Origin of the sequence: Paenibacillus sp. EKM211P, assembly GCF_011066175.1 — a bacterium.
Taxonomy (GTDB): domain Bacteria; phylum Bacillota; class Bacilli; order Paenibacillales; family Paenibacillaceae; genus Paenibacillus; species Paenibacillus polymyxa.
In genome coordinates this window covers 409,517-435,482 of record NZ_JAAMNS010000003.1, presented here as the reverse complement: position 1 = coordinate 435,482, position 25,966 = coordinate 409,517, and the positions used below count along the sequence as shown (strand labels likewise).

Annotated in this window: 24 protein-coding genes; 4 read left to right on the top strand and 20 right to left on the bottom strand. The window is 45.4% G+C overall.

Annotated elements, in window-relative coordinates; all coding sequences use genetic code 11:
* Positions 1-168: 168 nt before the first annotated feature.
* Positions 169-1,068 (bottom strand): formyltetrahydrofolate deformylase, encoded by a 900-nt coding sequence (gene purU / locus G9G57_RS08130; protein ID WP_025364333.1) that lies wholly within the window; start codon positions 1,066-1,068, stop codon positions 169-171.
* Positions 1,069-1,090: 22 nt separating this feature from the next.
* Entirely contained in the window at positions 1,091-2,218 is a 1,128-nt protein-coding gene (locus G9G57_RS08125; protein WP_016820676.1) for a deoxyribonuclease IV, read from the bottom strand.
* Positions 2,219-2,513: 295 nt separating this feature from the next.
* Between G9G57_RS08125 and G9G57_RS08120 the strand changes: the two genes are divergently transcribed.
* Positions 2,514-3,428: a TIGR01777 family oxidoreductase gene (locus G9G57_RS08120; protein WP_031463127.1), complete on the top strand. Its 915-nt coding sequence runs from the start codon at positions 2,514-2,516 to the stop codon at positions 3,426-3,428.
* A 208-nt stretch (positions 3,429-3,636) separates the two neighbouring features.
* Here G9G57_RS08120 and G9G57_RS08115 read toward each other — a convergent pair whose 3' ends face one another.
* The 15 genes from G9G57_RS08115 to G9G57_RS08045 form a co-directional block, all read right to left on the bottom strand.
* On the bottom strand, positions 3,637-5,421 hold the full coding sequence (locus tag G9G57_RS08115) for a DUF6382 domain-containing protein (protein WP_107733979.1): 1,785 nt from the start codon (positions 5,419-5,421) through the stop codon (positions 3,637-3,639).
* A gap of 61 nt (positions 5,422-5,482) precedes the next feature.
* Entirely contained in the window at positions 5,483-5,995 is a 513-nt protein-coding gene (locus G9G57_RS08110) for an A24 family peptidase (protein ID WP_013369967.1), read from the bottom strand.
* Between the two features lie 87 nt (positions 5,996-6,082).
* A complete protein-coding gene (locus G9G57_RS08105) occupies positions 6,083-7,078 on the bottom strand; it encodes a TadE/TadG family type IV pilus assembly protein (protein WP_107733980.1) in 996 nt (331 codons plus the stop codon).
* Positions 7,047-9,263: a DUF5702 domain-containing protein gene (locus G9G57_RS08100; RefSeq protein ID WP_107733981.1), complete on the bottom strand. Its 2,217-nt coding sequence runs from the start codon at positions 9,261-9,263 to the stop codon at positions 7,047-7,049. The genes G9G57_RS08105 and G9G57_RS08100 overlap by 32 nt, the downstream gene beginning before the upstream one ends.
* A 40-nt stretch (positions 9,264-9,303) precedes the next feature.
* Positions 9,304-9,972 (bottom strand): TadE/TadG family type IV pilus assembly protein, encoded by a 669-nt coding sequence (locus G9G57_RS08095; RefSeq protein ID WP_107733982.1) that lies wholly within the window; start codon positions 9,970-9,972, stop codon positions 9,304-9,306.
* Positions 9,972-10,166 carry a Flp1 family type IVb pilin gene (locus tag G9G57_RS08090; RefSeq protein WP_016820682.1) on the bottom strand — a complete coding sequence of 65 codons (195 nt, stop codon included), beginning with the start codon at positions 10,164-10,166 and terminating at the stop codon, positions 9,972-9,974. Before G9G57_RS08090 ends, G9G57_RS08095 begins: the two co-directional genes overlap by 1 nt.
* 10 nt (positions 10,167-10,176) lie before the next feature.
* Positions 10,177-11,061 (bottom strand): type II secretion system F family protein, encoded by an 885-nt coding sequence (locus tag G9G57_RS08085; protein WP_107733983.1) that lies wholly within the window; start codon positions 11,059-11,061, stop codon positions 10,177-10,179.
* Between the two features lie 6 nt (positions 11,062-11,067).
* Positions 11,068-11,859, bottom strand: coding sequence for a type II secretion system F family protein (locus G9G57_RS08080; protein WP_016820684.1), 792 nt, complete (start codon positions 11,857-11,859; stop codon positions 11,068-11,070).
* On the bottom strand, positions 11,856-13,103 hold the full coding sequence (locus G9G57_RS08075; RefSeq protein ID WP_107733984.1) for a CpaF family protein: 1,248 nt from the start codon (positions 13,101-13,103) through the stop codon (positions 11,856-11,858). Before G9G57_RS08075 ends, G9G57_RS08080 begins: the two co-directional genes overlap by 4 nt.
* 13 nt (positions 13,104-13,116) lie before the next feature.
* Positions 13,117-14,289 carry an AAA family ATPase gene (locus G9G57_RS08070; protein ID WP_107734137.1) on the bottom strand — a complete coding sequence of 391 codons (1,173 nt, stop codon included), beginning with the start codon at positions 14,287-14,289 and terminating at the stop codon, positions 13,117-13,119.
* Between the two features lie 530 nt (positions 14,290-14,819).
* Complete coding sequence (locus G9G57_RS08065; protein WP_164964810.1) at positions 14,820-17,147, bottom strand: histidine kinase; 2,328 nt, start codon at positions 17,145-17,147, stop codon at positions 14,820-14,822.
* 219 nt (positions 17,148-17,366) lie between these two features.
* Positions 17,367-18,254 carry a metal ABC transporter permease gene (locus G9G57_RS08060; RefSeq protein WP_164964809.1) on the bottom strand — a complete coding sequence of 296 codons (888 nt, stop codon included), beginning with the start codon at positions 18,252-18,254 and terminating at the stop codon, positions 17,367-17,369.
* Complete coding sequence (locus tag G9G57_RS08055; RefSeq protein ID WP_164964808.1) at positions 18,251-19,180, bottom strand: metal ABC transporter permease; 930 nt, start codon at positions 19,178-19,180, stop codon at positions 18,251-18,253. Before G9G57_RS08055 ends, G9G57_RS08060 begins: the two co-directional genes overlap by 4 nt.
* 5 nt (positions 19,181-19,185) lie before the next feature.
* Positions 19,186-19,950 carry a metal ABC transporter ATP-binding protein gene (locus tag G9G57_RS08050; protein WP_013369953.1) on the bottom strand — a complete coding sequence of 255 codons (765 nt, stop codon included), beginning with the start codon at positions 19,948-19,950 and terminating at the stop codon, positions 19,186-19,188.
* 14 nt (positions 19,951-19,964) lie between these two features.
* Positions 19,965-20,936, bottom strand: a complete 972-nt coding sequence (locus G9G57_RS08045; RefSeq protein ID WP_164964807.1) for a metal ABC transporter solute-binding protein, Zn/Mn family — start codon at positions 20,934-20,936, stop codon at positions 19,965-19,967.
* Positions 20,937-21,172: 236 nt separating this feature from the next.
* Between G9G57_RS08045 and G9G57_RS08040 the strand changes: the two genes are divergently transcribed.
* Positions 21,173-21,961, top strand: a complete 789-nt coding sequence (locus G9G57_RS08040) for a DUF3153 domain-containing protein (protein ID WP_045244031.1) — start codon at positions 21,173-21,175, stop codon at positions 21,959-21,961.
* Here G9G57_RS08040 and G9G57_RS08035 read toward each other — a convergent pair.
* The 3 genes from G9G57_RS08035 to G9G57_RS08025 all read right to left on the bottom strand — a co-directional run bounded on the left by G9G57_RS08035 (position 21,958) and on the right by G9G57_RS08025 (position 23,378).
* On the bottom strand, positions 21,958-22,383 hold the full coding sequence (locus tag G9G57_RS08035) for a thiol-disulfide oxidoreductase DCC family protein (protein ID WP_045244032.1): 426 nt from the start codon (positions 22,381-22,383) through the stop codon (positions 21,958-21,960). The two genes, G9G57_RS08040 and G9G57_RS08035, sit on opposite strands and share 4 nt — an antisense overlap.
* Positions 22,384-22,508: 125 nt before the next feature.
* Positions 22,509-22,835 (bottom strand): hypothetical protein, encoded by a 327-nt coding sequence (locus tag G9G57_RS08030; protein ID WP_017426537.1) that lies wholly within the window; start codon positions 22,833-22,835, stop codon positions 22,509-22,511.
* Positions 22,836-22,958: 123 nt separating this feature from the next.
* The gene (locus G9G57_RS08025; RefSeq protein WP_013369947.1) at positions 22,959-23,378 is read right to left on the bottom strand and encodes an organic hydroperoxide resistance protein; all 420 of its coding nucleotides are present in this window, start codon (positions 23,376-23,378) and stop codon (positions 22,959-22,961) included.
* Between the two features lie 435 nt (positions 23,379-23,813).
* Here G9G57_RS08025 and G9G57_RS08020 point away from each other — a divergent pair, with 435 nt between their 5' ends.
* Both G9G57_RS08020 and G9G57_RS08015 read left to right on the top strand, forming a co-directional pair.
* Entirely contained in the window at positions 23,814-25,133 is a 1,320-nt protein-coding gene (locus tag G9G57_RS08020; protein ID WP_019686568.1) for an Nramp family divalent metal transporter, read from the top strand.
* 283 nt (positions 25,134-25,416) lie between these two features.
* A complete protein-coding gene (locus G9G57_RS08015; RefSeq protein ID WP_164964806.1) occupies positions 25,417-25,959 on the top strand; it encodes a PadR family transcriptional regulator in 543 nt (180 codons plus the stop codon).
* Positions 25,960-25,966 lie beyond the last annotated feature (7 nt).

Sequence of the window (25,966 nt, the reverse complement as noted above, 5' to 3'; positions counted from 1 at the left end):
TGTATTAACATCATTTAAAAAATAAAGAAATCGCAAAAAAAATTTTATAGGTTCCAGATATAATGCAAATACCTACCCCACACAAAAAAACAAAGCCCATTATGCAATGGGCTTTGTTTAATCTGACATGTAAACTCACAAGTTTTCATGAATTTGAAATTGTTAAGTTCAATTAAAAACGACCGTTTTGTTCTCATGAACCAATATACGATCCTCTGTATGCCACTTCACGGCTCTTGCCAGCACGACCCGTTCAATCGTGCGACCGATCCGTTTTAGCTCATTTACATCATCTCCGTGGCTCACCCGCTGCACGTCCTGCTCAATGATCGGACCACCATCCAATTCCTCGGTTACATAATGCGCAGTAGCACCAATAATTTTCACACCGCGATTATAAGCTTGGGCATACGGCTTGCCACCCACGAATGCAGGTAAAAAGGAATGATGGATATTGATAATCCGGTTGCGGTAATGCTCAATAAACTTAGGCGAAATAATCTGCATATACCGGGCCAAAATGATCACGTCAATCTCTTCGCCAATGACCTCTAGCTGACGACGCTCTGCCTCTGGCTTCGTGTCGGCTGTCACTGGTATATGGTGATACGGAATGCCAAAGGATTCCACATACTCCTTCATATCCGGATGATTACTAACCACCAGTGAAATATCCGCATCCAGGTCCCCTGCCTGCCACTGCCACAGCAATTCTACCAAACAGTGATCTTCTTTGGAAACGAAAATAGCCAATTTTTTCTTGCGGCTGACCGCAGAAATCGTCCACTCCATACGGAATTGCTCGGCAACAGCGACAAAGTCCTGCTCCAATTGCGACTGAGCTGCACTCAAATTAGGCAAATCAAATTCAATCCGCATAAAAAACATACCGCCGGACGGGTCCATTGTATATTGGTCAGATTGGACGATATTGGCCCCATGCTCGTACAAAAAGCGGGACACGGTCGCTACAATACCTGGCCCATCTGGACAAGATACAAGCATGCGCGCACGGTTTTCATGTGTAGATACAGTGCTGTTTGGCTGATGTTTTACGTGAATTTCCATGTGGCTATTAGTCCCCCTTATCTTATACTGTCACAGGCAGATGACTACCGGCAAACCAGGCAATCAACCGTTGATTAATGTGTTCTTCGCTCATCTCTGGAAAGAGTGCTGCTTCCATTATCATGTCATACAGACGCTCCAGCGGCTCACGTGGATCTGCTTTTCTTGCTTTAGCATCATTTTTCAGCAGAGTCCAGGTATCCAGTACAAATTCACGGACATCCACATCCTGTTTTTTGAAAAATGAATGCAACTGTTCCACCTGACTCAAAAACTCATCTCCAAAGCGTTCCTTTACATTTCCGCGAAGCAAGGCAATCTCAACCTCATACATTGGTCGTTGAGTTTTGGCTTCTTTCCCGATCCACGGCGTCTCCAAAATAAACGGACGTCCCTGAAGTGCTTCATGATGTACCACGTTATGAATAGTCTGATAACCAATCCAACCCGATCCAATCGGCGTATGGCGGTCTTTATGAGCGCCAACCGGGTTTTTGCTGTCATTAATGTGAACAACTGCGATGCGATCCAAGCCGACAATACGGTCAAATTGCTCCAGTACACCGTCCAAATCATTGACAATGTCATAACCCGCATCATGAATGTGACAGGTATCCATACAAACCGTTAGACGCTCGTTGCGCTCTACTTTATCTATAATGGAGGCAATTTCCTCAAAGCTACGACCCATTTCTGTGCCCTTGCCTGCCATCGTTTCAAGTGCAATATTGACATCTGTCTCCTTCACACCGTTCAGTACCTCGTTCAAACCATCAGCAATGCGTCCAATTCCGTACTCTGCATCTTTATCTGTAAAAGCCCCCGGATGCAGCACGATATTTTTCACACCAATCGCATGTGTGCGCCGAATTTCCTCCTGTAGAAAACTGACTGCAAGCTCATAGGTATTTTCTTTGTAGGAACCGAGATTGATGATATATGGAGCATGCACCACGATATCTTCCATTCCCTTTTCCGCCATTAGCTGCTTGCCTTCCTCTAAATACATGGACTCCATTGGCTTACGGCGCGTGTTTTGAGGTGCCCCCGTGTATATCATAAACGAGCTGGACCCGTAAGAAGACGCTTCTTTTGTAGCGCTGAGCAGACCCTTGTCCGAGAAGGACACATGAGAACCAATTTTCAGCATGATTTTGATTCATCCCCCTATCCTGTTATGCTTGTCTTATTTTAATTTAATCATTTTAACGTGATTATTGAAATCAAACAACATAGCGTTTATGGCAACTTTTTTAAATGACTCCCTTTATGGAACATACAGACATAGCACACATCAGAGTAGATGTTATTGAAATGTAGGTAGAATAAAGCGTGAATGGATCTTCTTAGCGTACACAGATATGTTCAATATGAAGCTTTTGTATCAAAAAGGGTTATATTTTATAACAGAACTATTTTTTCGAATTGGAAGGAGAACTGACTCCATGAACATCATCGTATGCGGAGGAACTGGATTGGTGGGGAGTGCGCTGGTCAAAAGCTTGCTAGATGACGGATATACGGTGAAAGTCATTACCCGCAAGCCGCTGGTTGGACACGAAGCGAGCCCCCGCTTGCAATATATGAGCTGGAACGAATTAAAACAAAAGCCTGAATTACTAGAAGGTACAGATGCGGTCGTTAATTTAGCAGGTGAGACGCTGAATCAGCGCTGGACGGACAAGTCCAAACAAAGAATTCTTCAATCACGACTGCTTTCCGTTGCCCGGTTGGCTCAAGCGTTGAATGCTCTGCAAAAGAAACCGGAAGTTATCATTCAGGCTTCGGCTGTTGCCGCCTATGGTACCTCCTTGACCGAAACATTTGACGAAAAAAGTCCGCGCCGTTCGGAAGATTTTCTGTCTCAGGTGGTTGAGCAATGGGAGGAAGCTGCCAACGCCTACCCTGCCGATGTCCGTCTAATTAAGTTACGCATCAGCCTTGTGCTGGATAGAAAAAAAGGAGCATTCCCACTCATGAAGATGCCTTACGTCTTCGGATTCGGTGGAAAAATAGGTAGCGGCCATCAATGGATGAGTTGGATTCATATTGCCGATATCGTTCGTCTGATCTCGTATTGCATTCATACACCAGAGATTTCCGGGGCAGTGAACGCTTCATCACCACATCCTATGACGAACGGCCAATTTGGGAAAACAGTAGCTAAGGTATATCGTCGTCCACACTGGTTTCCCGTTCCTGGCTTTCTAGTTCAAAAGCTATTGGGTGAGATGAGCACGCTTGTATTAGACGGTCAAAAAGTAATACCGCGTAAAGCGCTGGAGCACGGATTTAAGTTTAAGTATTCTTCACTGAAGGAGGCGCTAGAGGAACTTCATTCTCCTTACAAGCAGCGTTGAATTAAAAAAAATGAACTCTATGGAGAATAGATAGTATTTTTGTATCTCTACTAGCTTAGGGTTCATTTTTGATTTAGACATAATCTATCAATTAAACTTGAGATCTTTGAGTTGCCTTGCTTCAGGCCTATGAATAATCTTCTATTTATAAAAAAGAAGCCCAGAATATAACAGGCCTCTTCTTAACATATATCCATTTAACGTTTACTCAAGATGCATTAGAGGATTTAAAAGAGTCCAATCGATAAGTATAAGAGACTCCAGCGATTTTAAAAGTGTCTCCATCCTGCATGGTATACTCCTTATAAGGCACCATAGGCTCTCCATTCAGCACAGTTCCGTTCGTCGAGGATAAATCCTTTACAATGTGGCTTTGCCCTCCTGTAGCTATACAAATCTCAATATGAGAACGGGAAACTCCATCCATATGCTCTACAAACTGGACCAATTGCGGATCTCTACCGATGATAAAGCTGCCTCCAATGAATTGGTCTGGCTGCAACCGTATGCGCTCGGTTTCTCCACTCCCAGGTAACTTACGATCCAAGCAAGCAATCGGCGAGTGCTGAACAGCTGGACTCTGTATGTCTTGATCTGGACGAAGCAGCACGGTTTCCTGCTTGGATACCGTATTGAGTAGCTCCGTTACCCCGGACAAGGACTTATAATAAGCCTCGCTGGTATCGCTGTCGTTCAATTCATTTCCCTGCATGGTACCTTTCCTCGAATGCTCGTGCAAGTCATAATTTGTACTTACTTTCCCTCTATCCTCCGTCGTTCGGCTTCCCATGCTTTTAGGTTCTGAGTCTGGAAAAGTCCAACGCCAGCTCTCCTGTCCTTGATCACTTGAATCGGATGATGGCTTGTCTTGATGATGGCGTCCCGCTACAAACCCAGTCAGCTTATCTACCTGATAACGGTCATTTTTTCGTTGTGCTGGAGGAGTAGTTCCTAACCATTCCGAATCCAATACAGGTACTGCTTCACTATAAAAATGAGATGAAGCTCGATTGCGCTCTAATTTCCCCGTCCAGCTTATATAAGCAACAGCGACAAGTACCGAAGTCAGCACAAATGAAATAAGCAAGGACACCGTCTCAGGATGATCCAAATAAATATAACGCCAAACAATGGCCGAAGCGAGCAGACATCCGAGAGCAATGTATGTTTTATATTTTTGTAATTTAGGCTCCGCCTGTTCATCTTCCATTTCGTTGTCGGCTCCTAACTCGACATTCTCCTCTGATTTTGTGGACTGCTTGAGTCGATTGACTCGCTTAAGCTCCTGAATTTCCTGCAGAGTCTCCCGATGTTCTTGCCCGTACGTTCTTCCTCCACGATCTGTATCGTTACCCTGTATGGTATGAGAGGAATGAACAGATGATCTACCTTTATCCTGACCGCCGACGCTCTGTTCACTGGCCGTCATCCCTTGCAACAGTAGTTCCTTCAACGCGCCCAACTCAAATTCACTTCTCTCGCATAGATCGAGTATGCGCTGTATAGATTCTCCCTCAGGGTGAGCCACACGAGTCATCAAGCGAATAACCATCTGCTTAAAATAACTACCTGTTTGTTCCGTATACTGTACACTGCACAAAGGAACATAGGTCAAACTGACGCTTTCCCTTGTACCTAAACCGCTTATAAAAATGTAATCCTCGTGCAAAATAAACTGGCGGATATTTAACATATATTGTGGGCTACGATGAAGAGCATCTACTATTTCAAAAAGAATCCGGTAGAAATCAGAAATCGACACATTCCCACCTTTCCATACTTGGGAAAGCATACGTCGCCCCGAAATATCGTAATGTAACTCGATCTGAAAATCGACTTCTTTGATTCTAAGTTCCAGTAGACCGGGAATCCGATTGCCAGTCATCATTCGGGTCTGTACAGAATTTAAATCATCGGTCTTGAGCCCGCCTTCCTTGTTTAGTATCATAAACGTTCCGCCATTACGAACAAAATCCCTACTTAAACCAAACAATTCATGACCTCCTTACAAATTCTTATTCCCTGAGGTAGCATGATCTCACGAATCGGACACGTCATGACAAGAAGTAAAGATAAGCACTGACCGCTCCCGGAATAACTGCTGTCATAAAAGGAAACCTGAGATGTGCTTCTCTCCCGCTTGTCAGCGCTTTGCCGCTGCGAAACAGGAAAAATCCTCCCAAATTAAACGCCACGCGTCGCAATCTCATGATGGTTTCCCTCCTCCATAGCAAAATCCCTATACCAATAATGCCTGCAAAAAAAATCGAATATAGAGCCGATTGCCATGCAAAAGCAGCTCCTGTCCATGCTCCAATTAAGCCGAACAGCTTTACATCTCCTGCACCAATTGCTCCCATCCAGTACAAAATCAGCATGAATCCAAAGCCGGTGCCAAGACCAGCAATAGCAAATAAAAAACCGTGCCAACCTCCGAACAGAGTATTGAACAGCAAGCCTACCGCTATGCCGGGCAATGTAAGCTTATTAGGTATTTTCATGCTTCGTAAATCTGTCACTAGCGCGATCGCCAGCAGAACTCCGCACACAATATACATCCACGTCAATGCGATCTTCCCCCTTATAACAATGAAAATTAACAGGCCTGCTAAATCATTTTTCATTGTAGTTATCTCTATACATCTATATCTAGCCTATCCATCAGTTGTCTTCTGCACAGAAAACGGAACCTCAATACGTTGGCCATCCTCCGTTTCAATTACAAAGCTCCATTGACCTGGTGTTGTGTTTGTTCCCACAAACCAGTTCCATTCAACAATCCCGTCTGCATCGGCCGAGGTCCAGCCCAAGTGCTGAGCTGTGCTTTCACCTGACTTATAGAGTACAGAAAGGGCAGCATTCGTCCCAGGTTCAACCTTGGCCTTGATCAAATTGTATACACCCTTCACAGCAGGTTCAGGCTTGACGAGCAACTGTATGGAATGCTGCGCATCCTTCTCCCCTGTTGCATCACCTGTACCTGCTCCCTCTCCTGTATCACCAATCCAAAGACGTTCCTCAGCTGCCGCTTGGAGCACAATGTTGCGATACAAAAAGGGAACCTTCATCGGCAGTTCATACGATAGCTCTACTCTAAAATAAGGGTCCTTAGTTTCTGTAAGAGAGGGTACATGTACGCTCGTTATGTGAATACGGTCATACTCCAGAATACTTTTCTCCATAAAAGGCTTTAGCATCGGCTTCAGAACAGGATCAAGTGCAGCCTCCGTCAAGCGTCCCTGTAACTCCTCCAGCGGCTTTTTGCCGCCTTGAATAGCAGTTTCTACCCAATCACCGATTGGAGGTGGCAGTTGGGCAGCGAATTGGCTTGCATATTCACTCACAGATAACTTAGGAAGTTCATCTAGCGGTTTGTGGACTGCATCTATTTTAGCGGACGCCGCCTCCACGGCTAGAGACACTGGGTAGATTTTAGCCGAAACCTGCTTAACTGTTTCTGAAGCAGTAGTCTGCAAAGCTGTGGAGACCAGTGTCATTTGGATCATATAAATGAGAAAGATAATAAAAAACAAAAACAATGGCAGCACCAATGACGCTTCTAAAACAATACTTCCTTGTTCACGCTGCTTCTGTCCACACACCTGTTGTAGATACTGATTAGTAGGAAAAATGCGCTGTTTTCGTGACATAGTACACACTTCCCTTAATACTCTCGCCTTCTTTGGAGGCGGTTCCGAGCATCTTCATTACTCCAGGTAGAAACCACAGCCTCATCCCATTCTTGACCTCACCCTTTGCATACGTCCGTCGCTCAGCGGGATTGACATCTGTATTCAAGCGAATCAAAGCAAGCATACGAGACATTTTTCGTTCATTATTGCTATGAAGCATCAGGAACAATCGCAAATGATCCTTGTAAGTCATTCGAAATTTCAGAAAGTCAGACAAAGGCACATCCCCTTTTTGTGCCAGCATGATCATATCTTCAATCGCCTTCTCTACTCCATATAACAAAGCTGCGGCCAAAACGACCAACGGGTTACCCTTTGAACTGTTTTTGACCAGTCCCTCCATCGTTCGAATGGCAAGCCTCATAGCAAAAATTTCCCCATAGGCAGATGCCAGGTTACCTGTCGGATTATGAAACCCATACAAAATGTACTCAACTTCCTGATTATTCACCTCCAACTGGTCCCCTAAAATCTGTGCAGCATTACCCACATTTCCACCTGATCCAGCCAAATTGCCAAATCGGCTGAAATCCACATGATGGAAGTAAGAAAGCGCATATTCATTCTGGTAAAACTCGTCTCCCAGTTGAGTCAGTAAGTTGGATGCCGCCTCGTATAGACCATCCATACTATCCATGGAATCCCCCGCTGCATCATAGGTGTCATAGGACAAATCAGCGGATACAGATGGACTGGATGAAGACTGATTAAAAGAAATACTTTCATTGTAATACTGCTCCACCACTCGGAATTGCTCAGCACTTTGTTTACCTTTAGAAAGAACCTCAATGATCCGATAAGCTTGCTTGAGCTTGTTTTTCGCCTCTTTTTCCATTTTCTTGCGTTCTTTGTCCGGTCCGCGTCGCGTATCCATTGTTCTAGCCTCACCGTCGAGAACATTGGCGGGTCCCGCCCAAGCATACGTATTTAAGTATTTATCTATCTCCTTGAGCGTTGAAGCAACTTCTTGCTTGAGCATGTCTGCATTCAAAAATGGATCTGTATAGAAAGATAGCGTACGCATCATACTCGTTACTATATTGTTAGCAGCATTTATTGCAGTCCGTTGCTTTTCGATTTCTGCTTCCCATTGCTCAAATTCATTGTTCGGAACCAACAAATCCTCTGCCCTTTGCCGGGCACTTCCTACAGACGGATCGGCGTTAGAGCCTGCTCCGCTTGGGGTGGGGGCTGCGGAAACCTCGTCATAACCTGCATTGGCCGCTCTCTGTTTATATTGGACAATGACTTTGCGCATTTCTTCATTAATTTGCCGAGCTTCATTCAAAGGTTCCTTGGCTTCCAGAAGCAGCTTATCATGCTCCGTTCCAGTCTGAACCATGACCTGTCGCAGGCGATCCAGCGCTATCCTTGCCCTTCTTGCATATTTCTCCATCTGCATGATTTTAACATCGTCTACACTCTTCTTGTTGTCCTCATATACATGCACGTAATGCTTATATTGAGCAGCAATGTCGGCTACAACTTCAAGTGGGTCCCATATATACTGATTAGGCATATATGTCCCACTCTGTTTAATAATCCGTTTACGAACCTCTTCCATATAAGCTCCTGCCTTACGCTGTTTCTCCAGCATGTCATCCAGTTTGGCCTCTCGTCTGTCGTACAGCTTTTGCAGCCGTTTCAGCAAATCTACCGTGTGTGAAGCCTCTTTCATATTTTGAGAGAGCGGCTTTAGCTTTTCTAGCACTTCCATCGTAAAATCGACAGGTGCTTTATACTTCATCTCTTCACGGATTTGCTCGTTAAATATGGCATATTTACCAAGCTCCCTTTCCATTTGCAGTGAACTGGAATCCAGCTTCATATTCATTAGCGGCAGCGTTTCCGCGCGCGCCGTACGCCGTGTACTGTCATTCAGCACTTTGACCATTATTTGTTCTCCGCCACCTTCACCATAAGCAAACAAACCGTATTCCTGCTGTAATGCCGGTTCATAAGCAGACATCACAGACCGAACCGCCGCATGGGTCAGACGTTCAGTCTGTACATGCAGTGCAGCAATTCTCGCATAATCAATAAATACAGCAATAAAACCAAACATGACCGCCAAAATCAGAATGAGGAAAACCGTGACAGCCCCTGATTCCCCGTCCTTTGTATTACGTCCCTTACCAAACACCCGCTTCCTCCTTTCCAGTTACATTCCCGTTACCTACTCCTTACTGACCGTTTTGCCCATATTGCATCAATACTTTCCCTACAATTGCCGGATCTACCTTTTCACCTGAGCCTCTCCCCATAAACTTCGCACCATAATGACGGACCAATTCCACTGTACGAATCCATTCCACAGGTTCCACCACACCCGAGCTCATTTTTCCTTGTAAATCTGTATGATCTAAAAACTGATTCAACAAAGGTACCTCCACGATTTTATTTAGCTCTGTGGTCACCTTACGGTGAATCATACTGTTCTCATATGTCATCTGTCCATGCATGCCCGCAGGCATTCTATTTTCTGCATTGGACAACTTCTGAGCAGGTAACGAGCCTCCTTCATTGCCGCCCGGTACCTGTACAGTTTCCTGATTATTGGCTCCGGCCCAGCCAAACAGGGCGCCTAACATAACATCATCCTTCAAGCGCCAATAGAGAGAATCCCGTTGCCCTTGCGCAAATGCTCCCGTACGTGGGTCCTTAAAGCTGTTATCCCAACTGTAAGCGGCTCTTTCCGAAGCAGTAGAAGCAACCTGCACCAATATAGATTTTTGATATATATACAGGCAAAAAAATAACATTATAAAAATGACCAACAGCAGAATGGGAAAGACGAGGGAAGCCTCCAAGGAGAAGCTCCCGTCCTCTTTTTGTACCAATTTGCGCAGCATTATGAATCCATAAAGTCGTTACTTTTTTTATCTGCCTTTTTCAACAGCCCTTCTACAATTTTCTTAATCTGATCTTTAAAAATAATCGCCACCGCAATCAGAATCGCAATGATCAAGATCATTTCTAACGTCCCCAAACCATCCTCATTCTTGTACAATTTACGAATACTACCTGCTACAATTGTCATCATCATTTTATTCCTCCTACATATTCATCATCATTAAAGCCGGAGCACCCACCAGCACAATGACCGTTAGCAAAATTAGTGCCATCGGGAAGACTAACTTTGAAGAAGCCTGTTCCCCTCTTGTGCGGCTAATTGAAGTCCGCTTGCTCCATAATGTCTGAGATAACTCACGTAAAGCCATTACAAAATCGCTCCCACCACGCCTCATATTCAATAAAACTGTCGTTGTAAATATCGTCACTTCTTGAATACCACAACGTTTGCTCAGATGTTCAAATGCCTGTTGAAAGGAATAGCCACTTTCCCATTCCCCCACTGTCTGCCGCAATTCCCGATACAATGGATGTACCGCATCCGCCCCTTTACGTTCCACGCAATGAAGCAAAGCCCGTTGTACCGTCTCTCCCGCACCAACTAGAAGCATCATTTTACTCAATAATTCAGGCAATTCCATTAAGATTTGCTGATCCCGCTTCTGTACTTTCCCATGTAAATCCTTGACCAGCGCAACTGGCACCAGAATACCGAGCCCCAAGCCAAGCACCAGCCCAGTCGCTTCCCCGCCCATCATAAGCGATATTAAAGCTCCACCAGCAGCCACCATATATCCGTAACCCAACATTTCTGCCAGAAAAAGTATCGTTTTTTCTCCGCTGTGGCGCATACCATACAGCTTCTGTATCGAACGCTGTAGCTTGAACATCAGCAAAGGCAGCCTATGAGTGGCACGTGAAACATGAAGCATGTGTACAAAAGGCACCGAAAGTTTTTGCAGCCGCAGTCCTTCCAGTTTCATATGGCGAAAATGTGCATACTTAGCAGCGTACATTTGGTTCAGCACCACCCAACCTCCCACTTGCAGAACCAGCATGACCAGACAAACCAACATCAACACACCCATCACTCCTTACACCTCAATCTTCATAATGTGGTTGATCCACACGAGACAGCCACCAAGCACCAGAAGACAAAAGGTTGATAAAATCCTACCTGTACCGCTGTATAACGGCATCATGTAGTCTCCCGCTGTCACTGTCATAAACAAAACAAACAAAAAAGGTGCTGCAAACATAACCCTTGATTCAAAGCGCTTCTGCGCAATCATTACACCGATCTCCTGCTGAATTTCCAGCTTCTCCCCAATGACACTTGAAGCCCGTCGTACGACTTCCACCAGATCACCTCCGGTTCGTTTGCAAGCCGCAAATACGTCCGCAAAATTCGTAATATCCTCCATCTGGGCCCGACGAGCCAAATCCTGCAAAGCAGCCTCTACAGGCTGTCCGATTTCAAGGCAGGCTGTAATAATGTTAAATTCAAAAATCAGATCGTGATCTCCATCCGGACTAAGCAACCTCAAATCCTCTACAGCCTCACGAAACCCATTCTCCACCGACCTTCCCGCTGAAAGAGAAGAAGAAAGCGAGTATAAAGCCTGCTTGAATTGAATGCTTAAAGCAGACCTACGTCGTTGCAGCAAAAACTTTCTAAAATAACGAGGCATCACCACAGCTCCAGCAGCACACAGCAACGATAATATCCATTGGTGATAAAATAGATATCCGATCATCGCGAACAACACTCCACTAAAGAGAATGCACATACTTTTTTGTACAGTCGATAAGGTATACACCGTATAATCCGGCAGAGAAGGGACCTCACGTGACACTTGCTTGCCAGTCGCCTTTTCTGTTCTCATACCGATTCTCCTTCTCTGTGCCAGCTTTCCGGCTTGATTCCGGCCATTTGCAGCTTCAATGTATGTTGCAGCCCCACACCACAACGCTCCAGTTCCCCTACGATTTGTCCTTTACTTTCTCCGCGTTCCTGGAAGCGATAAAGGGGATTCAATCTTACCTCACCATTTTCAAAGCCAATCACTTCGCTAATTTCCAGCACCCTTCTGGATTTGTCACGTAGTCGTGACAGATGAACGAATATATCAATGGCCGAGCTGATCTGCTGCCGTACTACTCCAAGCGGAAGCTCTGCTCCTCCGAGTACCATCGTTTCCAGCCGGCTGACCATATCGCGGATATTGTTCGCATGCCCAGTTGACAATGATCCATCGTGTCCTGTGTTCATCGCTTGCAGCATATCCAACGCCTCACTCCCTCTGACCTCACCCACCACGATGCGATTGGGCCGCATACGCAGGGAGGAACGGATCAGATCACGAATCGTGATTTCTCCCTTCCCCTCGGTGTTCGCGTTCCGTGTTTCCATGGAAACCAGGTTGGGGACAGTCACAATTTGCAACTCTGCCGAATCTTCAATCGTAATAATCCGTTCAGACGAAGGGATGAACTGGGATAATGCATTCAGAAAAGTTGTTTTACCAGAACCCGTTCCGCCGCTTATAAAAATGTTGTACTTGCTGCGTACCAAGTCTTTGAGCATAGCGGCGGATTCTGTATTGAGCGCACCTATTCGTATCAAATCATCCATCGTCATGGGACGCTCGGGAAACTTCCGTATAGTCATTGTCGGTCCCTTGAGAGCAACTGGCGGCAGCACAATATTTACACGTGATCCGTCCTTTAATCGGGCATCCACAATGGGAGAAGCCTCATTCACAATTCGGTTCACCCCGGCTACAATTGTCTGGATCAAATCCTCCAGTCGTTCGCGGGATTCGAATTGATCGGACACCTGAATCACCTCACCTGCCCGCTCTACAAAGATTTCCCGATGACTGTTGATCATGATTTCCGTAACGGTCGGGTCATCAATCAATGGCTGGAGCACATCCAACCCACGGAAAGAGTTGAAAATTTTGCGGACAAGTGCATGCTTCTCTCGGGAAGTTAAGCTCGCTAGCTCTACGTCGTGTAAAATTCGCTTTTCGATATGCCGTACTAGATCTGTATCTTTTACTGAGGACGTTACGTCCAGCCCGTTACGAATATCTGCGCGCAATGCCTTAAATTGTTCCTCATTCATGTTCATCATCCCCTTAAGACCAAGCAGCCGTCGACTGTGCAGCGCTCTCCATATCCAGCAGCTCGCGGCACAAATGGCGGATTTCCCGCTGATAAATCGGTGAACTTAGCAGCAGTTCACGATGCTGCATCTGTTTCCATGAAGGTATATAGGGTAACGCACCGTTCAGCTCCATAAAGTCACGAGGTAACGAGTTGATCATAGTTCCCATGTAGCGGTTCACCACAAAGCTGGTTTTGCATATCATGGCTTCAAGCCCCTCAGGCTGCGTAGTTTCTAAAATATCCAGCCATAATCCGCACTTGTGCATACTCATTAAATCGTCAGCGAGCAACCAGATTAGTTTATGACTAGCTTCAAGCACGGCTTGAGCCCGCTCACCATGTTCAGAATCGCTATCTACGATCACTACATCATACTGCCCGCTTTCACCAATCGTTCGAATGAGCTCTTTCGCTTCATCACAAGTCATATCCGTCAATTCCTTGCGATTATAGACAGGTTGAAACGTATCAGCCTGAATTTCAGGACGACGTATACAATAGGAAGCCACAGATAACGAAGTACCCTCATTTCCCTCCGACTTGAGATCATACAGTAGTCTGGACAGTCCTTCTCTTTCTCCTTGTGCTCCGCTAGAACTGTCTGAACCAGTAAACAACGAGCTTGAATCCGCCGTTTCCAGATTCAAATAAAATACCGAATATCCCTCATTCCCCAGTTGCTTGGACAGATTGAGCGCGGCCGTTGTCTTGCCCAATCCGCCTGAAGCTGCCACCATGCCGATAATCATTCCACCTTCCCGACTGTTTACGCTTTTCCGACCATTCGACCTCTGTCTCGCCGTTTCCAAAATAAAACCGACCAGTTCAGATAAAGGCTGATATTTTAATACAGGCTGCCCATATTCGCTTACTTGTTCTCCCTCATGTAATACCAAACAAGGAATATCTGCATCTTCCCGAGCTGTCCATAGACTCAGAAAAGACATTTCACCTACTACCACATCTGGTCTTTTCATTCCGCTGGTTTCCATCATGTATTGATGAAATGCCTCCGGCTGCGAAAAAGCCGTTATTCTGAGCCTTCTGGCGTACTCGCTTCCGTGAACATAATTCAGCAGAGGCTCAATATAATCCCGACCTTCTACGGCCAATACCACTTTTACCGGAACCAATACGCTCATCCCCTTTCCCAACACAACAACGCAAAAAAGCACCGTTCATCCATCCGTAAGTACATACGGTTGGTGAACGGTGCTTCCGTCACGTGCAATCTATTTACTGGTAGAATAGCATAGCACCTATGTTAGAGCAAGTATTTTTTGCGCACGTATTTTCCTAGAATCCTGGTACTAGGAGAAGGCGGGCAAGTCTAGCCCCGCCTCCTATGATCTTCAACTTAGTAGAATTTGTGGTGACGACGATGACAGTCATGATGGCGATGATGGCGATGATGACGACGTTTCCGGCAATGACATTTCTTATCAAAGTCTTCATGTTTCCAGTGATCACGTTTAAATTTTGGTTTAAACTTAATGACAGTCACCTTAATGATTTTCTTAAAAACACGTTTTTTTGGCTTTGGAAAATGACAATCATGTTTACGATGTTTATACATTCAAACTCGCCTCCATTTCTTTGAGATAGAATATACTATGGAAGCAGTGAACAACCGGTAACCAGCATATGACTATTTATGAATGGATTGGGCATTTTAATAATCTGTCTCCAGCTTAATATCCGGATCATAATCCGCCACGATAAGAACATCCATATGACGTGCTTGACGGAGAATCCTCGGCACGACCGCACTCTTCCCCCAACAGCTACTTCGGGAAGACTGCCCCACAATGAGCTGCGTGCCTGAATATCCTTCCACTGGAGCAATCAAAATGTCGGCAATCTCGCGTCGGCTGGAAACAAGCCGAATTTCAAAGGTTCCCCCCAGTCGGTGGGTCAGCAACTTTAGTTGTTCCAGACGAGGGAGTAACCTCTCCGGTATACGCTCACCAACATGAACATAAGTCACAATCCATACAGCCTTTAGGCGAAAGGCGATCCGAAAACCGCGGCGAATCAACCTTTCAGCATTTTCGCTTAGCGTCACGCCTACAAAAATCACTTCCTCCCTGCGCCACGGTCCCCGAAGTGACTCGTGCCGATCCCAGGATTCCAGCCGCTCATCTACATCATCTGCCAATTCCCGCAAAGCAAGTTCACGCAGCGCAATTAGATTACCCAGCTTAAAAAAGTGGCTAAGTGCCTGCTCCACCTTCGCAGGAGCGTAAATTTTGCCCTCACGCATACGTTGCTGTAACGATTTGGGAGCCACATCAACAAGCTGGACTTCATCGGCCAGACGCATCATATGGTCGGGGACAGTCTCTCTCACCCGAATCCCAGTAATTTGTTCTACTGCGTCATTCAAGCTCTCCAGATGCTGCACATTCATTGTGGATATAACAGAAATACCTTGTTCCAAAATGGCCAGTACATCCTCATAACGCTTAGATCTCAGACTTCCCGGAACGTTGGTATGCGCCAGCTCGTCAATTAGCACTACCTCAGGATTACGCCTGAGAATGGCTTCAGTGTTCATCTCTTCCAAATGTGCACCATGACGCTCGATAGACTGACGGGGAATCATCTCTAGAGATCCTACCTGGGCTAGTGTTTCTGCTCTTCCGTGCGTTTCCAGCAATCCGATCACCACATCAATCCCGCTTTCCAGCAGATCATTTCCCTCTCTCAGCATGGTGTATGTTTTGCCGACCCCCGGAGCAGCCCCAATATATACTTTGAGCTTGCCCCGCAGAATTTTGGCTTCCTCAGCCTGTACTTCCTCAACGCTCAAACGATGATACGGATCAGTATCTCCTTCCTCCTGTCTCATCGTTGGCAAAATCCGTTCGCCCTCCTGCTCCGCTCGGTCTGCAATCAACAGCAGATCCATATTTTTCATTCGTTTTAAAATTCCGTTCACCAGTGATCCTTTAACTAGCTCCTGCCACAGAGTCTGCCGAGAATGCCCCATAACAATTCGGGTAACATTGTGAGTCACCGCATAATGGATAAGTTGGCGTGGCAGCCTTCTGCGGGAAAAGAGCGGGATTTCTTCAAATGTCGAACCGATCTTATCGGCCAACTGCTCAATGGAACGTTTGAAGGCTGCTGATTCCTTGGACAGCTTGCGCTTCGAGCTGACAAAAGAGACCACCAGCATATCTCCACCCAACCGCTTGGCCACCTGTTCTCCCCTACGTACATAAATGGACCCATTCCAATGATATTGGACAGGCACCAAAATACGCTCTGCTGCTCCTGACGCCCCGTGCAAGCCTAGCTCCTCCCGGTGCCGTTCCAGCGAATCATTCACATCCTCTGCTACTAATCGCAGAGCGAGCTCACGCAATTTACCCAAATTCCCCCGGTGAAACATCTCTGGATTGGGCGTATGCATGTAACCTTTCGCCAGCCGTTCCAGAATCATCTCCGGGGTGGCATCAATTAGACGAATTTCATCCGCCAGCTCCAATGTATCAACCGGAACCGTATATTCCGCTTCAAAGCCAGTCAGCTGATATACCCACTCCGTGATCCCTTCGAGTTCATAAACATTGACCGTCGTAATGACGCTAATTCCCATCTCCAGCAAATACCGAATATCCTCCAGCCTTGTTGGAAACGAGGCGTCTTTTCGGTTATGATGTGCCAAATGATCCACCAGCACCACCTCAGGATTTCGTGCCACCAAAGCTTCCACATTCAGATCCTTTTGCTCCTCGCCATCCTTCATCCAATGAATACTGGGTACTCGCTCTAGGGAACCGACCTGTTCCACGGTCTCACGCCGCTGCAGAGTCGATACTGCACAAATTACAACATCAATCCCTTCATGCTGCAGTGATTGTCCCTCCTGCAGCATATGATACGTTTTGCCCGAGCCACTGACCGCACCAATGTATATTTTGAGTCTGCCTCGATGCAGTTTGTTAATGGAATCCAGTATTTCCTCTGGTGATTTACGTTTGAAGCTCTCCAATTTCGTTCCTCCCCGCAGCGTAACAGCTCGTTCCGAACCCTTTTGTGTGGTTGTAAAGAATGTACTCCCGTGTCCCGGTTAATTCAAGATGACCCAACAAGCTTGCTTCAAAAAAAGCAGCACAATTTAGCATAAGCGTAAAAAAGCGTGCATTCAGGCACTTTATGCCCGTCTGCACGCTATTTTGAGTAATTCATATAGGATCACTTCCTACGAGACTCACTTGCTATTTTCGCCAACGATTCCTCGCTGTTGAAATAACTTTCGCCATACTACACCATGAGACGGGGAAAATAGAAAAGCCAAAAGCAGCAACACACCCGACACACACAGCATACAAGCCGCAATAGAAGCATCCAATACAGTTGCTGTATAAAAGCCTACGATCGAGCTAATGGCTCCAACTCCGACGCTGTATGCAATCATACGGGACAGCTTCTCCGTCAGCAAATAAGCGGTAAGAGGCGGTACAACGAGCATGCCAACCACTAGAATCGCACCCACGCTCTCAAATGACGCCACTGTTGTTAGCGATACGAGACTCATTAGCAGATAATGAAAAAAAACAACCGGAATGCCTAATGAAGCTGCCAATGCAGGATCAAAGGAAGTGACTATAAATTGCTTGAAAAAGCCCCCTACCACGAGCAGATTGATCAAAAACATCGCGCCCGTAATCCACACAGCCCTCGGACCTATATCGAAGCCAACAATCTCTATCGTATTCCACGGGACATAAGCAATTTCCCCATACAAAACGTGGTCCATATCCAGATGGGCATTGGAAGCAAACACGCTGATCAGCAGTACACCGATAGCAAACAATGTCGTAAACACCACGCCAATGGCAGCATCACTTTGCAGACCGCTTTGTTGGAATAGCTGAATCAGATACACGGTTAGAAGCCCCAGCACGGCTGCACCAAACATCATCCACACCGAATCCCTCGATCCACTGATTAGAAAGGCAATGACAATACCAGGTAGTACCGCATGACTGATTGCATCACCAATCATAGCCATTTTCCGAAGCACGAGAAAGCATCCGACGATACTACATCCCCCTGCCACTAACATTCCCGTCAGAATCACATAAAATGAACTCATAGGGCACGCTCCTCCCTTGGCTGTGCTCCGACTCCCTGCTCCAGACTTTTTCTGGCGTTCAACCGAACGATAGCCTTGGAAATCATTCCGCGCTGTGGTGAAAAGATCAGACTTACACCAAATACCACAGTCGCACACAACACGCACAATGGTCCTGTAGGCAGGTTTTGTCCCAGAGAGCTAATAACGGTCCCACCCAGCCCCGCTATAGCACCAAACAAGCCTGAGAGACATACCATAACACCCAGCTTCTCTGTCCAGTATCTTGCCGACACGGCCGGGGTAATTAGCAGAGCAGCCATCATAATGACGCCCACAGCTTGAATACCAGCCACCACCGCAATAACAATCAACAGCATCAATAACTTATCCAGTAGACCTGCCGGAAAACCAAGTCCACGGGCAAAGCCGGGATCAAAGCTAAGCAGCTTAAATTCCTTGAAAAATAATATACATATCCCGATGAGCACCACCGAAATTACCGCCATCGTATAGACATCAGACAACACCATTGCCGCAGCCTGGCCAAATAAAAATTTATCCAACCCACTTTGGTTGCCTGCACCACTATGCTGAATTTCGGTCAACAACATAATGCCGAAGCCAAAAAACACGGACAGCACCGCTGCAATCGCCGAATCGCTTTTAATTCGCGAATACCGGGTTAACGCACTGATGGCAAAGGTAGCAACAATCCCTGCAATGGCTGCCCCAATCATAAATCCAAATATGGATTTTGTGCCTGTTATCATAAATGCCACACATACCCCTGGCAAAGCCGCATGGGCCAAAGCATCTCCCATAAGCGATTGCTTACGCAAATACATGAAACTGCCAATCACCCCGCTGCTTAAACCGAGTAAAATGCATCCTAACAGAATCCACTGCATGTTCGGGTCTGTCAAAAGCGCCACCAAGCTTGTCATACTGCTCACCTCACTCCGAGTATCGTGCCGGATTCCGAGCCTGTTTTGAGTATACTCAGACGTCCACCATACGTACGTTGCAGATTTCCCTCGGTAAAAATATCTGCGGTCTCTCCAAACGCCATCAGATGCCCGTTCAACAGCATAACCTGGTCAAAATAATCCGTAACTGTAGATAAATCATGATGGACGACAAGCACTGTTTTCCCCTGCTGTTTTAGATCGTTAAGTAATGAAATAATAGCTTTTTCTGTTGCAGCGTCCACACCGACAAACGGTTCATCCATAAAATAAAGCTGAGCGTCCTGCGCAAGTGCTCTCGCCAAAAAAACACGTTGCTGCTGCCCGCCTGACAATTGACTAATCTGCCGGTCTGCAAATTTGCTCATTCCAACCTTGTCCAAACTCTCCATCGCAGCCTGACGATCTGCTGCTCCCGGACGCTTAAACCAGCCCAGTCTGCCGTACCGTCCCATCATAACCACATCCAGGGCATTCGTCGGAAAATCCCAATCCACCGACTCCCGCTGCGGTACATATCCAACCTTGAGTAGCTGTTGCTTATAGGGCTTGCCGTATACCAGCACCTCACCCCTGAGCTTTGGAATTAGCCCAAGCACAGCCTTGATCAGTGTAGATTTGCCAGCTCCATTGGGACCAATAATACCAATCAGCTTGCCTTCCGGCACCTCAAAGGAAACATCGAACAAAACGGGCTTTTTTTGATATGCTACCGATAAATCACGAACAACAAGTGGTGAATGTCCCATGTGTCTACGCCTCCTTATTTAAGAGCTCTAACGATCGTATTCACGTTATGCTTGACCATTCCAATATATGTTCCATCTTCTGTACCCTCTTCACCCATAGCATCCGAATACAGCTCGCCGCCAACCTTTATGGTATGACCTTGCTGAGCTGCACCCTGGATAACGGCATCGATGGCCTTTCTCGGCACACTCGATTCTACAAATATGGCTTTAATTTTATGCTCCACCAGATAATCTCTCAGCTTGGTCACATCTTGTGAGCCTGCCTCTGACTCGGTACTCATACCTTGAAGGCCTCTTACTTGAATCTGGTAAGCGTCTCCGAAATAGCCAAAGGCATCATGTGCTGTGACAAGTACGCGCTGAGCCTTCGGTATACTGGCAATCTGCTCTCTCGTGTAATCGTCCAGTTCTCGTAGCTCAGCGAGATAAGCTTCGGCATTGGCCTTGTAATCCTCCGCATGAGCAGCATCCAGTTCCGACAATTCATCTCTGACCGTTTCTACCGCAGACACCCAGTTTTGTACATCAAACCAGATATGCGGATCATACTCAGACCCCATTTCTGGGCTAGCTGCACGCAATAGATTTTGAGCAATGTTTTTGGACACGGGAATAACGGGCTTTTGCTTGCTGATTTTCTCCAGAATGTCCTGCATTTTTCCTTCCAGATGCAACCCGTTATAAAAAATGATGTCGGCTTTATCCAGCTTACGCATATCTCCCTGAGACGCCTTGTACAAATGTGGGTCAACACCTGACTTCATAATTCCCGTGACCTCCACATGATCACCGCCGACCTTCCCGACAATGTCAGAGATCATACCGATGGTAGTTGTAGCCTTTATTTTTTGCCCAGCCTCCTTCGCAGCTCCCTGCTCTGTCTTCTTGGCATCTGTACATGCCGTCGCTAGGACTAGAACCAGAGACAACACTCCAACCGTCGCTACCCATTGCGGCAAAGCCTTCTTAAACTGCTTGTTCATGTTTTAAAATCCTCCTCTTAATATTTGTTTTGGGACAAACTATTTCCTTGAGACAATTATTTTTTAACTACGCTATATTTTAGAGTATACACTAAAGTTTTTACCTAAGGAAACATTTTTGAGATATAAATCTTAACTATTCTTTTATATCGTTCGATTTTGGCTCTCCGAATGTGTAATATATAGAAGATATCCAGTCGCTATACCAAAGAAACCATACAAAGAAGGTGCAGGTCATGGACCCAACAGGATACAGCCCTTATCGGAACAAACGTCGGCAAATACAGTTACGAAAAATAATGCTCATATTTATGCTGGTATGTTGTCTGCTTACCCTAACTTCCTGTGCTCGGGGTGACATTCATGTAGATGTTCATCTGGATCAAAGTGTAGATATGGATGCAACGTTCAGCGTAAACAACCAGACACTGATGATGTTGGACAATCCGGGGCTGCTCGATCGATTAATTCAACGTATACAAAGCAACAATGTAGACGTACAGCCGCTATCGGAGCAGGGGAGAAAGGGTTATCAAATAAAGGGGCATTATCAAGGGGATTGGAGTACAAACCAAAAAAATCCCGATCAGGGTTCAAATCTGCCTGAGGGATTAGAAATAAATCGCGCAGTGAGCCAGCATTTTTTCACAACCAATATGGATCTTACGCTTAAGCTCGATCTACCTCGGATGCTTCCTGAAGAAGCTCGTGGCCTGAGTGATAAATTAGAACAAATGAATGTGTTCGCACGCAAATTACTAGAGCGGCAACTGGATCTTAACTTCAGCCTATCCCTACCCATCCAGCCTGCTTCCAGTAATGCGGACCGTGTGTCGGATGACGGAAAGACACTCTATTGGGACATTGCTCCATTAGAGTCTAACGAGCTAAAATTGTCGGTCAACGTACCCAATGTACGCCATATCGTGTATGTATCGGTTACGGGTCTTCTACTGATCGCAGTAGCTGTAATATTACTGATTCGTAATGATCGCCGCAAAAATAAACACAAAAGAAGCAACTAAAAAAATCGTTTCCTAATTTCTGGTGGGGGGATCTGACATTGATCCTCTTCATCCTTGCCAAACCAACGATATCGGTTACGAGCTACCCAGTTATAGACTGCGTTGCGCACAAAGCGGGGAATCAAGATGAATACATAAGCCAGCGGATATGGAAAACGAAGGCGTTTGGCAATCCGTAAAGCTGCAGTTGACCTTGTATAATACGTACCGTCTTCAATCAGCACGAATGTATCCAGTTGATCTGTAGACAGTCCACCTGCACGTAAAAGTTCTTGTCCTGCCTCGGATTGCAGGGAACCAAAATGGAATATTCCCTTAGGATCACGTTTGATAATGAAGCGGGTTGCTCCCTGACAAAAGTGGCATACCCCATCCACCAATACAATGGAATGTTCGATATGGATATGACTAGACTGGTTCATCAACGTACTTCACCTCCACAGAGAAATCAACGGCATGAAAACGCAACGATTCAATTATAAACAAAAAAACGTCGAAAATATCCGACGCTTGTCTAGAACTGTATAATCCTTACCTGTTCGAAAAACTAGCTCAATGCTTTCTCAAACAGCTGTTTAGCATTAATTTGCTCTAAAAACTCTTCATGGAACTGATCCATACACTTGCAGATAAAATCCTTATGGCATACCGGGCAAGGTGTCGTTAGCAGTCGACTAATATTCGTCAAAGTCCACTCCGGATTACGTTGAGAAAAAACGCGGCACTCCGTTCCATCGGCCAAACTCATTTTAAACTCATAAAGCCCTTCCTTTTCGTTGCTACCAGCCAGCGTGAAATTAACAATATTCGGTCTGTAAGACATCATATCACCCGTATTTTTCAAATTTGTTTCGTACCTGATGACCAGAATCACCTATGACATCTTAATGAATTTTGGCGGTGATGTCAAATGGTCGTACATATCAGCGGATCAAGATTTAGGTGCAAAAGCCGCCGATCCATCGGCGGCCATGTGTGAGATCTTTAAAAAATGCGGTCAAATGACGTTGAGTTCAACATCAATATTACCGCGAGTGGCTTTGGAGTACGGACAAAAATCATGTGCTTGGCGTGCCAAATCTTCCGCCTGAGAACGCTCAATCCCCGGTATCTTTACATCCAGACGCACTGCCAACTGGAAGCCGCCGTCGCTTGGGTCCTTACCGATCGATACGTGGCTGGTGACCTCTACATTGTCCACCTTTACCTTGGCTTTGCGGGCCACATTCGCCAACGCACTCTCATAGCATGCGCCATAGCCTGCCGCAAACAATTGCTCCGGATTCGTAGCATCTCCACCTGCGCCACCCAGTTCCTTCGGTGTGCTCAGCTTATGCTTCAATACCCCGTCTGAAGAAGCCACTGAACCATCTCTTCCACCATGTACCGTTGCTGATGCTGTGTATAAAGCTTCCATGATTTCATCTCTCCTTCTCCATCTTATTTGCATTCCGCAGGAATCCTCATCATGTTAATACATGATTTCCTTCTCGTATGTACTTTAAACGAGCCACGCAAAATGAATCATTTCAAAAGGGATAATAACCCTTTTATTTACCGTTTAGTTCCACTTCTTTTATGTTTACACTATATGTTATAAGCCCCTAACTTGATGAGCCGCCTACACTTAGAAAATTCAAAACGACCAAGCTGCCCCTTGAGAGCAATATGGCTTGGTTTTTTCCATTGTTTAGTTTTAATTAAGATGGCCAATTGCTTCAAAAATACGATAAATTTGCTTAACCACATAAAAGTTGCACTAGACAAAAACTATTGTGGGTGTACAATAGGGATAACGCAATCGCTATGTCACTAATAATATATTTCAATATGAACAAAGAAGGTGAAGCGTATGAAAAATTCAAAGGGCAACTTCGCGGAAATCGCTTCACTATCGGAAGTGAATCGTTCTTTGAGCGTTCCGAAGGATGGCACCTGGTTTCGGAAGTTTCTTGCCTTTGCTGGACCAGGCTATATGGTCGCTGTCGGCTATATGGACCCTGGCAACTGGGCTACAGACATCGCTGGGGGATCAAAATTCGGCTATACACTGCTTAGTGTCATTCTAATCTCCAACCTGATGGCCATTCTGCTGCAAGCCTTATCTGGCAAGCTCGGTATTGCTACAGGTAAAGATTTGGCTCAAATGTGCCGTGATGCTTACAGTCGTCCTGTCGCGATCGGCTTATGGCTTTTATGCGAAATTGCCATTGCAGCCATGGATTTGGCCGAGGTCATCGGTTCAGCCATTGCACTGAAGCTGCTGTTCGGTCTCCCGTTGCTATACGGAGTCATCATTACCGCATTTGATGTTATGCTCATTTTGCTGCTGCAAAATAAAGGTTTCCGGGCATTGGAAACACTCGTCATTGTATTAATGGCCACGATTGCCGGCTGTTTTGGCATTAATCTCATTTTGGCACAACCGGAATGGGGCGGTGTATTGGGTGGCTTTGTACCGGACTCACAAATATTGACGAATCCAAGCATGCTGTATATTGCCATCGGTATTATGGGAGCTACTGTAATGCCACATAACCTGTATCTGCATTCTTCTATTGTACAAACTCGCAAATATGAGCAGACATCAGCAGGTAAACGGGAAGCTATTACATTTGCAACTTGGGATTCCAGTATAGCGCTCATGTTCGCTCTATTCATTAATGCAGCCATCTTGATCGTAGCAGCTGCCGTGTTCCATACAGCAGGAAGAACAGATGTAGCAGAGATTAGTGATGCCTATTATCTGCTTTCGCCATTACTGGGAACCACACTTGCGAGCATACTGTTTGGAGTGGCATTACTCGCCTCAGGTCAAAACTCGACCGTGACAGGTACTTTAGCCGGACAAATCGTGATGGAGGGCTTCTTGAACCTTCGTCTCTCACCTTGGTTGCGTCGTTTGGTGACCCGCCTTATTGCAATTATTCCGGCAGTCATCGTCACTGCGATTGCAGGTGAAAAAGGTGCAGAAGAGCTACTTGTGCTAAGTCAGGTTATTTTATCCATCCAGCTCCCTTTTGCCATCATTCCATTACTGCTCTTTACCAGTGACAAAAAGATTATGGGTGAATTTGCAAATAAAATGTGGCAAAAAGTAATAACCTGGATCGTGACTGCTGTCATCATTATCTTGAATGTAGTCCTCATTATTCAGACAATTACAGGTTGACAGACTGTTTGCAAGTAACCAATAAAAAAAGAGGTATTCCTGGAGTCCAAAATAGCCATGGAATACCTCTTTTTATTCATTTATTTTTCCAATATGCTTAGAATCAACGCTGCATTCTGTTCAACAAAAAACATAATACCTACTGTTTCTTTCGTATATTTACGGCTCTCTGTTTTTGTAAACCTATACATCATTGGATTGTAATGATATAATCCGACTATAATCCTTTACTAAATATTTAGTATAAAACATTTAGCAATAAAGTTATGGAGGAGATATCATCTTGAGTACGACACGTGTAATGGTTCTTGGGCTCTTGCTACAATACGGAGCAATGTCTGGATATGAAATACAACAGAAAATGCAATCAGCACAAACGGATAAATGGGCTTATGTGCAACCAGCTTCCATATATCACGCCTTAAAAAAACTGGACTCAGAAGGTATTGTGCGTTTAGAAACATTGGAACAGACAGGGAATCGGTCTAAAGCTATATATGCTATTACGGAGGCTGGGAAAAGCGAGTTTAGTCGGCTTTTAATCGAATCATTTAAAGAAACTTCTGTTGTGTTTCCAACAGCCCTGTACACAGCTTTGACTTTTATGGATGAGGCTGGCCTCCATGAAATAGAAGAAGCTTTAAGTTTTCAGCATCAAGCCATTGAAAACATTTATAAAGAAATGAAATTAGGTCAGGAACAAAAAGCTGAACTTATGGATATCCCTGTAAACGTCATGTTAATTTTCAAAAATATTTATGATCAATGCGAGCTGCAATTAAAATTTGTTAAGCAAATTAAAGAGGAAATCAGAAGAAACTTATAGGAGGATG

What these genes read in the sequence shown, in the direction of transcription:
- purU (WP_025364333.1), bottom strand. Translation starts at nt 1,068, where the DNA reads ATGGAAATTCACGTAAAACATCAGCCAAACAGCACTGTATCTACACAT.
- G9G57_RS08125 (WP_016820676.1), bottom strand. Translation starts at nt 2,218, where the DNA reads ATGCTGAAAATTGGTTCTCATGTGTCCTTCTCGGACAAGGGTCTGCTC.
- G9G57_RS08120 (WP_031463127.1), top strand. Translation starts at nt 2,514, where the DNA reads ATGAACATCATCGTATGCGGAGGAACTGGATTGGTGGGGAGTGCGCTG.
- G9G57_RS08105 (WP_107733980.1), bottom strand. Translation starts at nt 7,078, where the DNA reads ATGTCACGAAAACAGCGCATTTTTCCTACTAATCAGTATCTACAACAG.
- G9G57_RS08095 (WP_107733982.1), bottom strand. Translation starts at nt 9,972, where the DNA reads ATGCTGCGCAAATTGGTACAAAAAGAGGACGGGAGCTTCTCCTTGGAG.
- G9G57_RS08090 (WP_016820682.1), bottom strand. Translation starts at nt 10,166, where the DNA reads ATGATGATGACAATTGTAGCAGGTAGTATTCGTAAATTGTACAAGAAT.
- G9G57_RS08085 (WP_107733983.1), bottom strand. Translation starts at nt 11,061, where the DNA reads ATGGGTGTGTTGATGTTGGTTTGTCTGGTCATGCTGGTTCTGCAAGTG.
- G9G57_RS08080 (WP_016820684.1), bottom strand. Translation starts at nt 11,859, where the DNA reads ATGAGAACAGAAAAGGCGACTGGCAAGCAAGTGTCACGTGAGGTCCCT.
- G9G57_RS08075 (WP_107733984.1), bottom strand. Translation starts at nt 13,103, where the DNA reads ATGAATGAGGAACAATTTAAGGCATTGCGCGCAGATATTCGTAACGGG.
- G9G57_RS08070 (WP_107734137.1), bottom strand. Translation starts at nt 14,289, where the DNA reads ATGAGCGTATTGGTTCCGGTAAAAGTGGTATTGGCCGTAGAAGGTCGG.
- G9G57_RS08060 (WP_164964809.1), bottom strand. Translation starts at nt 18,254, where the DNA reads ATGAGTTCATTTTATGTGATTCTGACGGGAATGTTAGTGGCAGGGGGA.
- G9G57_RS08055 (WP_164964808.1), bottom strand. Translation starts at nt 19,180, where the DNA reads ATGACAAGCTTGGTGGCGCTTTTGACAGACCCGAACATGCAGTGGATT.
- G9G57_RS08050 (WP_013369953.1), bottom strand. Translation starts at nt 19,950, where the DNA reads ATGGGACATTCACCACTTGTTGTTCGTGATTTATCGGTAGCATATCAA.
- G9G57_RS08045 (WP_164964807.1), bottom strand. Translation starts at nt 20,936, where the DNA reads ATGAACAAGCAGTTTAAGAAGGCTTTGCCGCAATGGGTAGCGACGGTT.
- G9G57_RS08040 (WP_045244031.1), top strand. Translation starts at nt 21,173, where the DNA reads ATGGACCCAACAGGATACAGCCCTTATCGGAACAAACGTCGGCAAATA.
- G9G57_RS08035 (WP_045244032.1), bottom strand. Translation starts at nt 22,383, where the DNA reads ATGAACCAGTCTAGTCATATCCATATCGAACATTCCATTGTATTGGTG.
- G9G57_RS08025 (WP_013369947.1), bottom strand. Translation starts at nt 23,378, where the DNA reads ATGGAAGCTTTATACACAGCATCAGCAACGGTACATGGTGGAAGAGAT.
- G9G57_RS08020 (WP_019686568.1), top strand. Translation starts at nt 23,814, where the DNA reads ATGAAAAATTCAAAGGGCAACTTCGCGGAAATCGCTTCACTATCGGAA.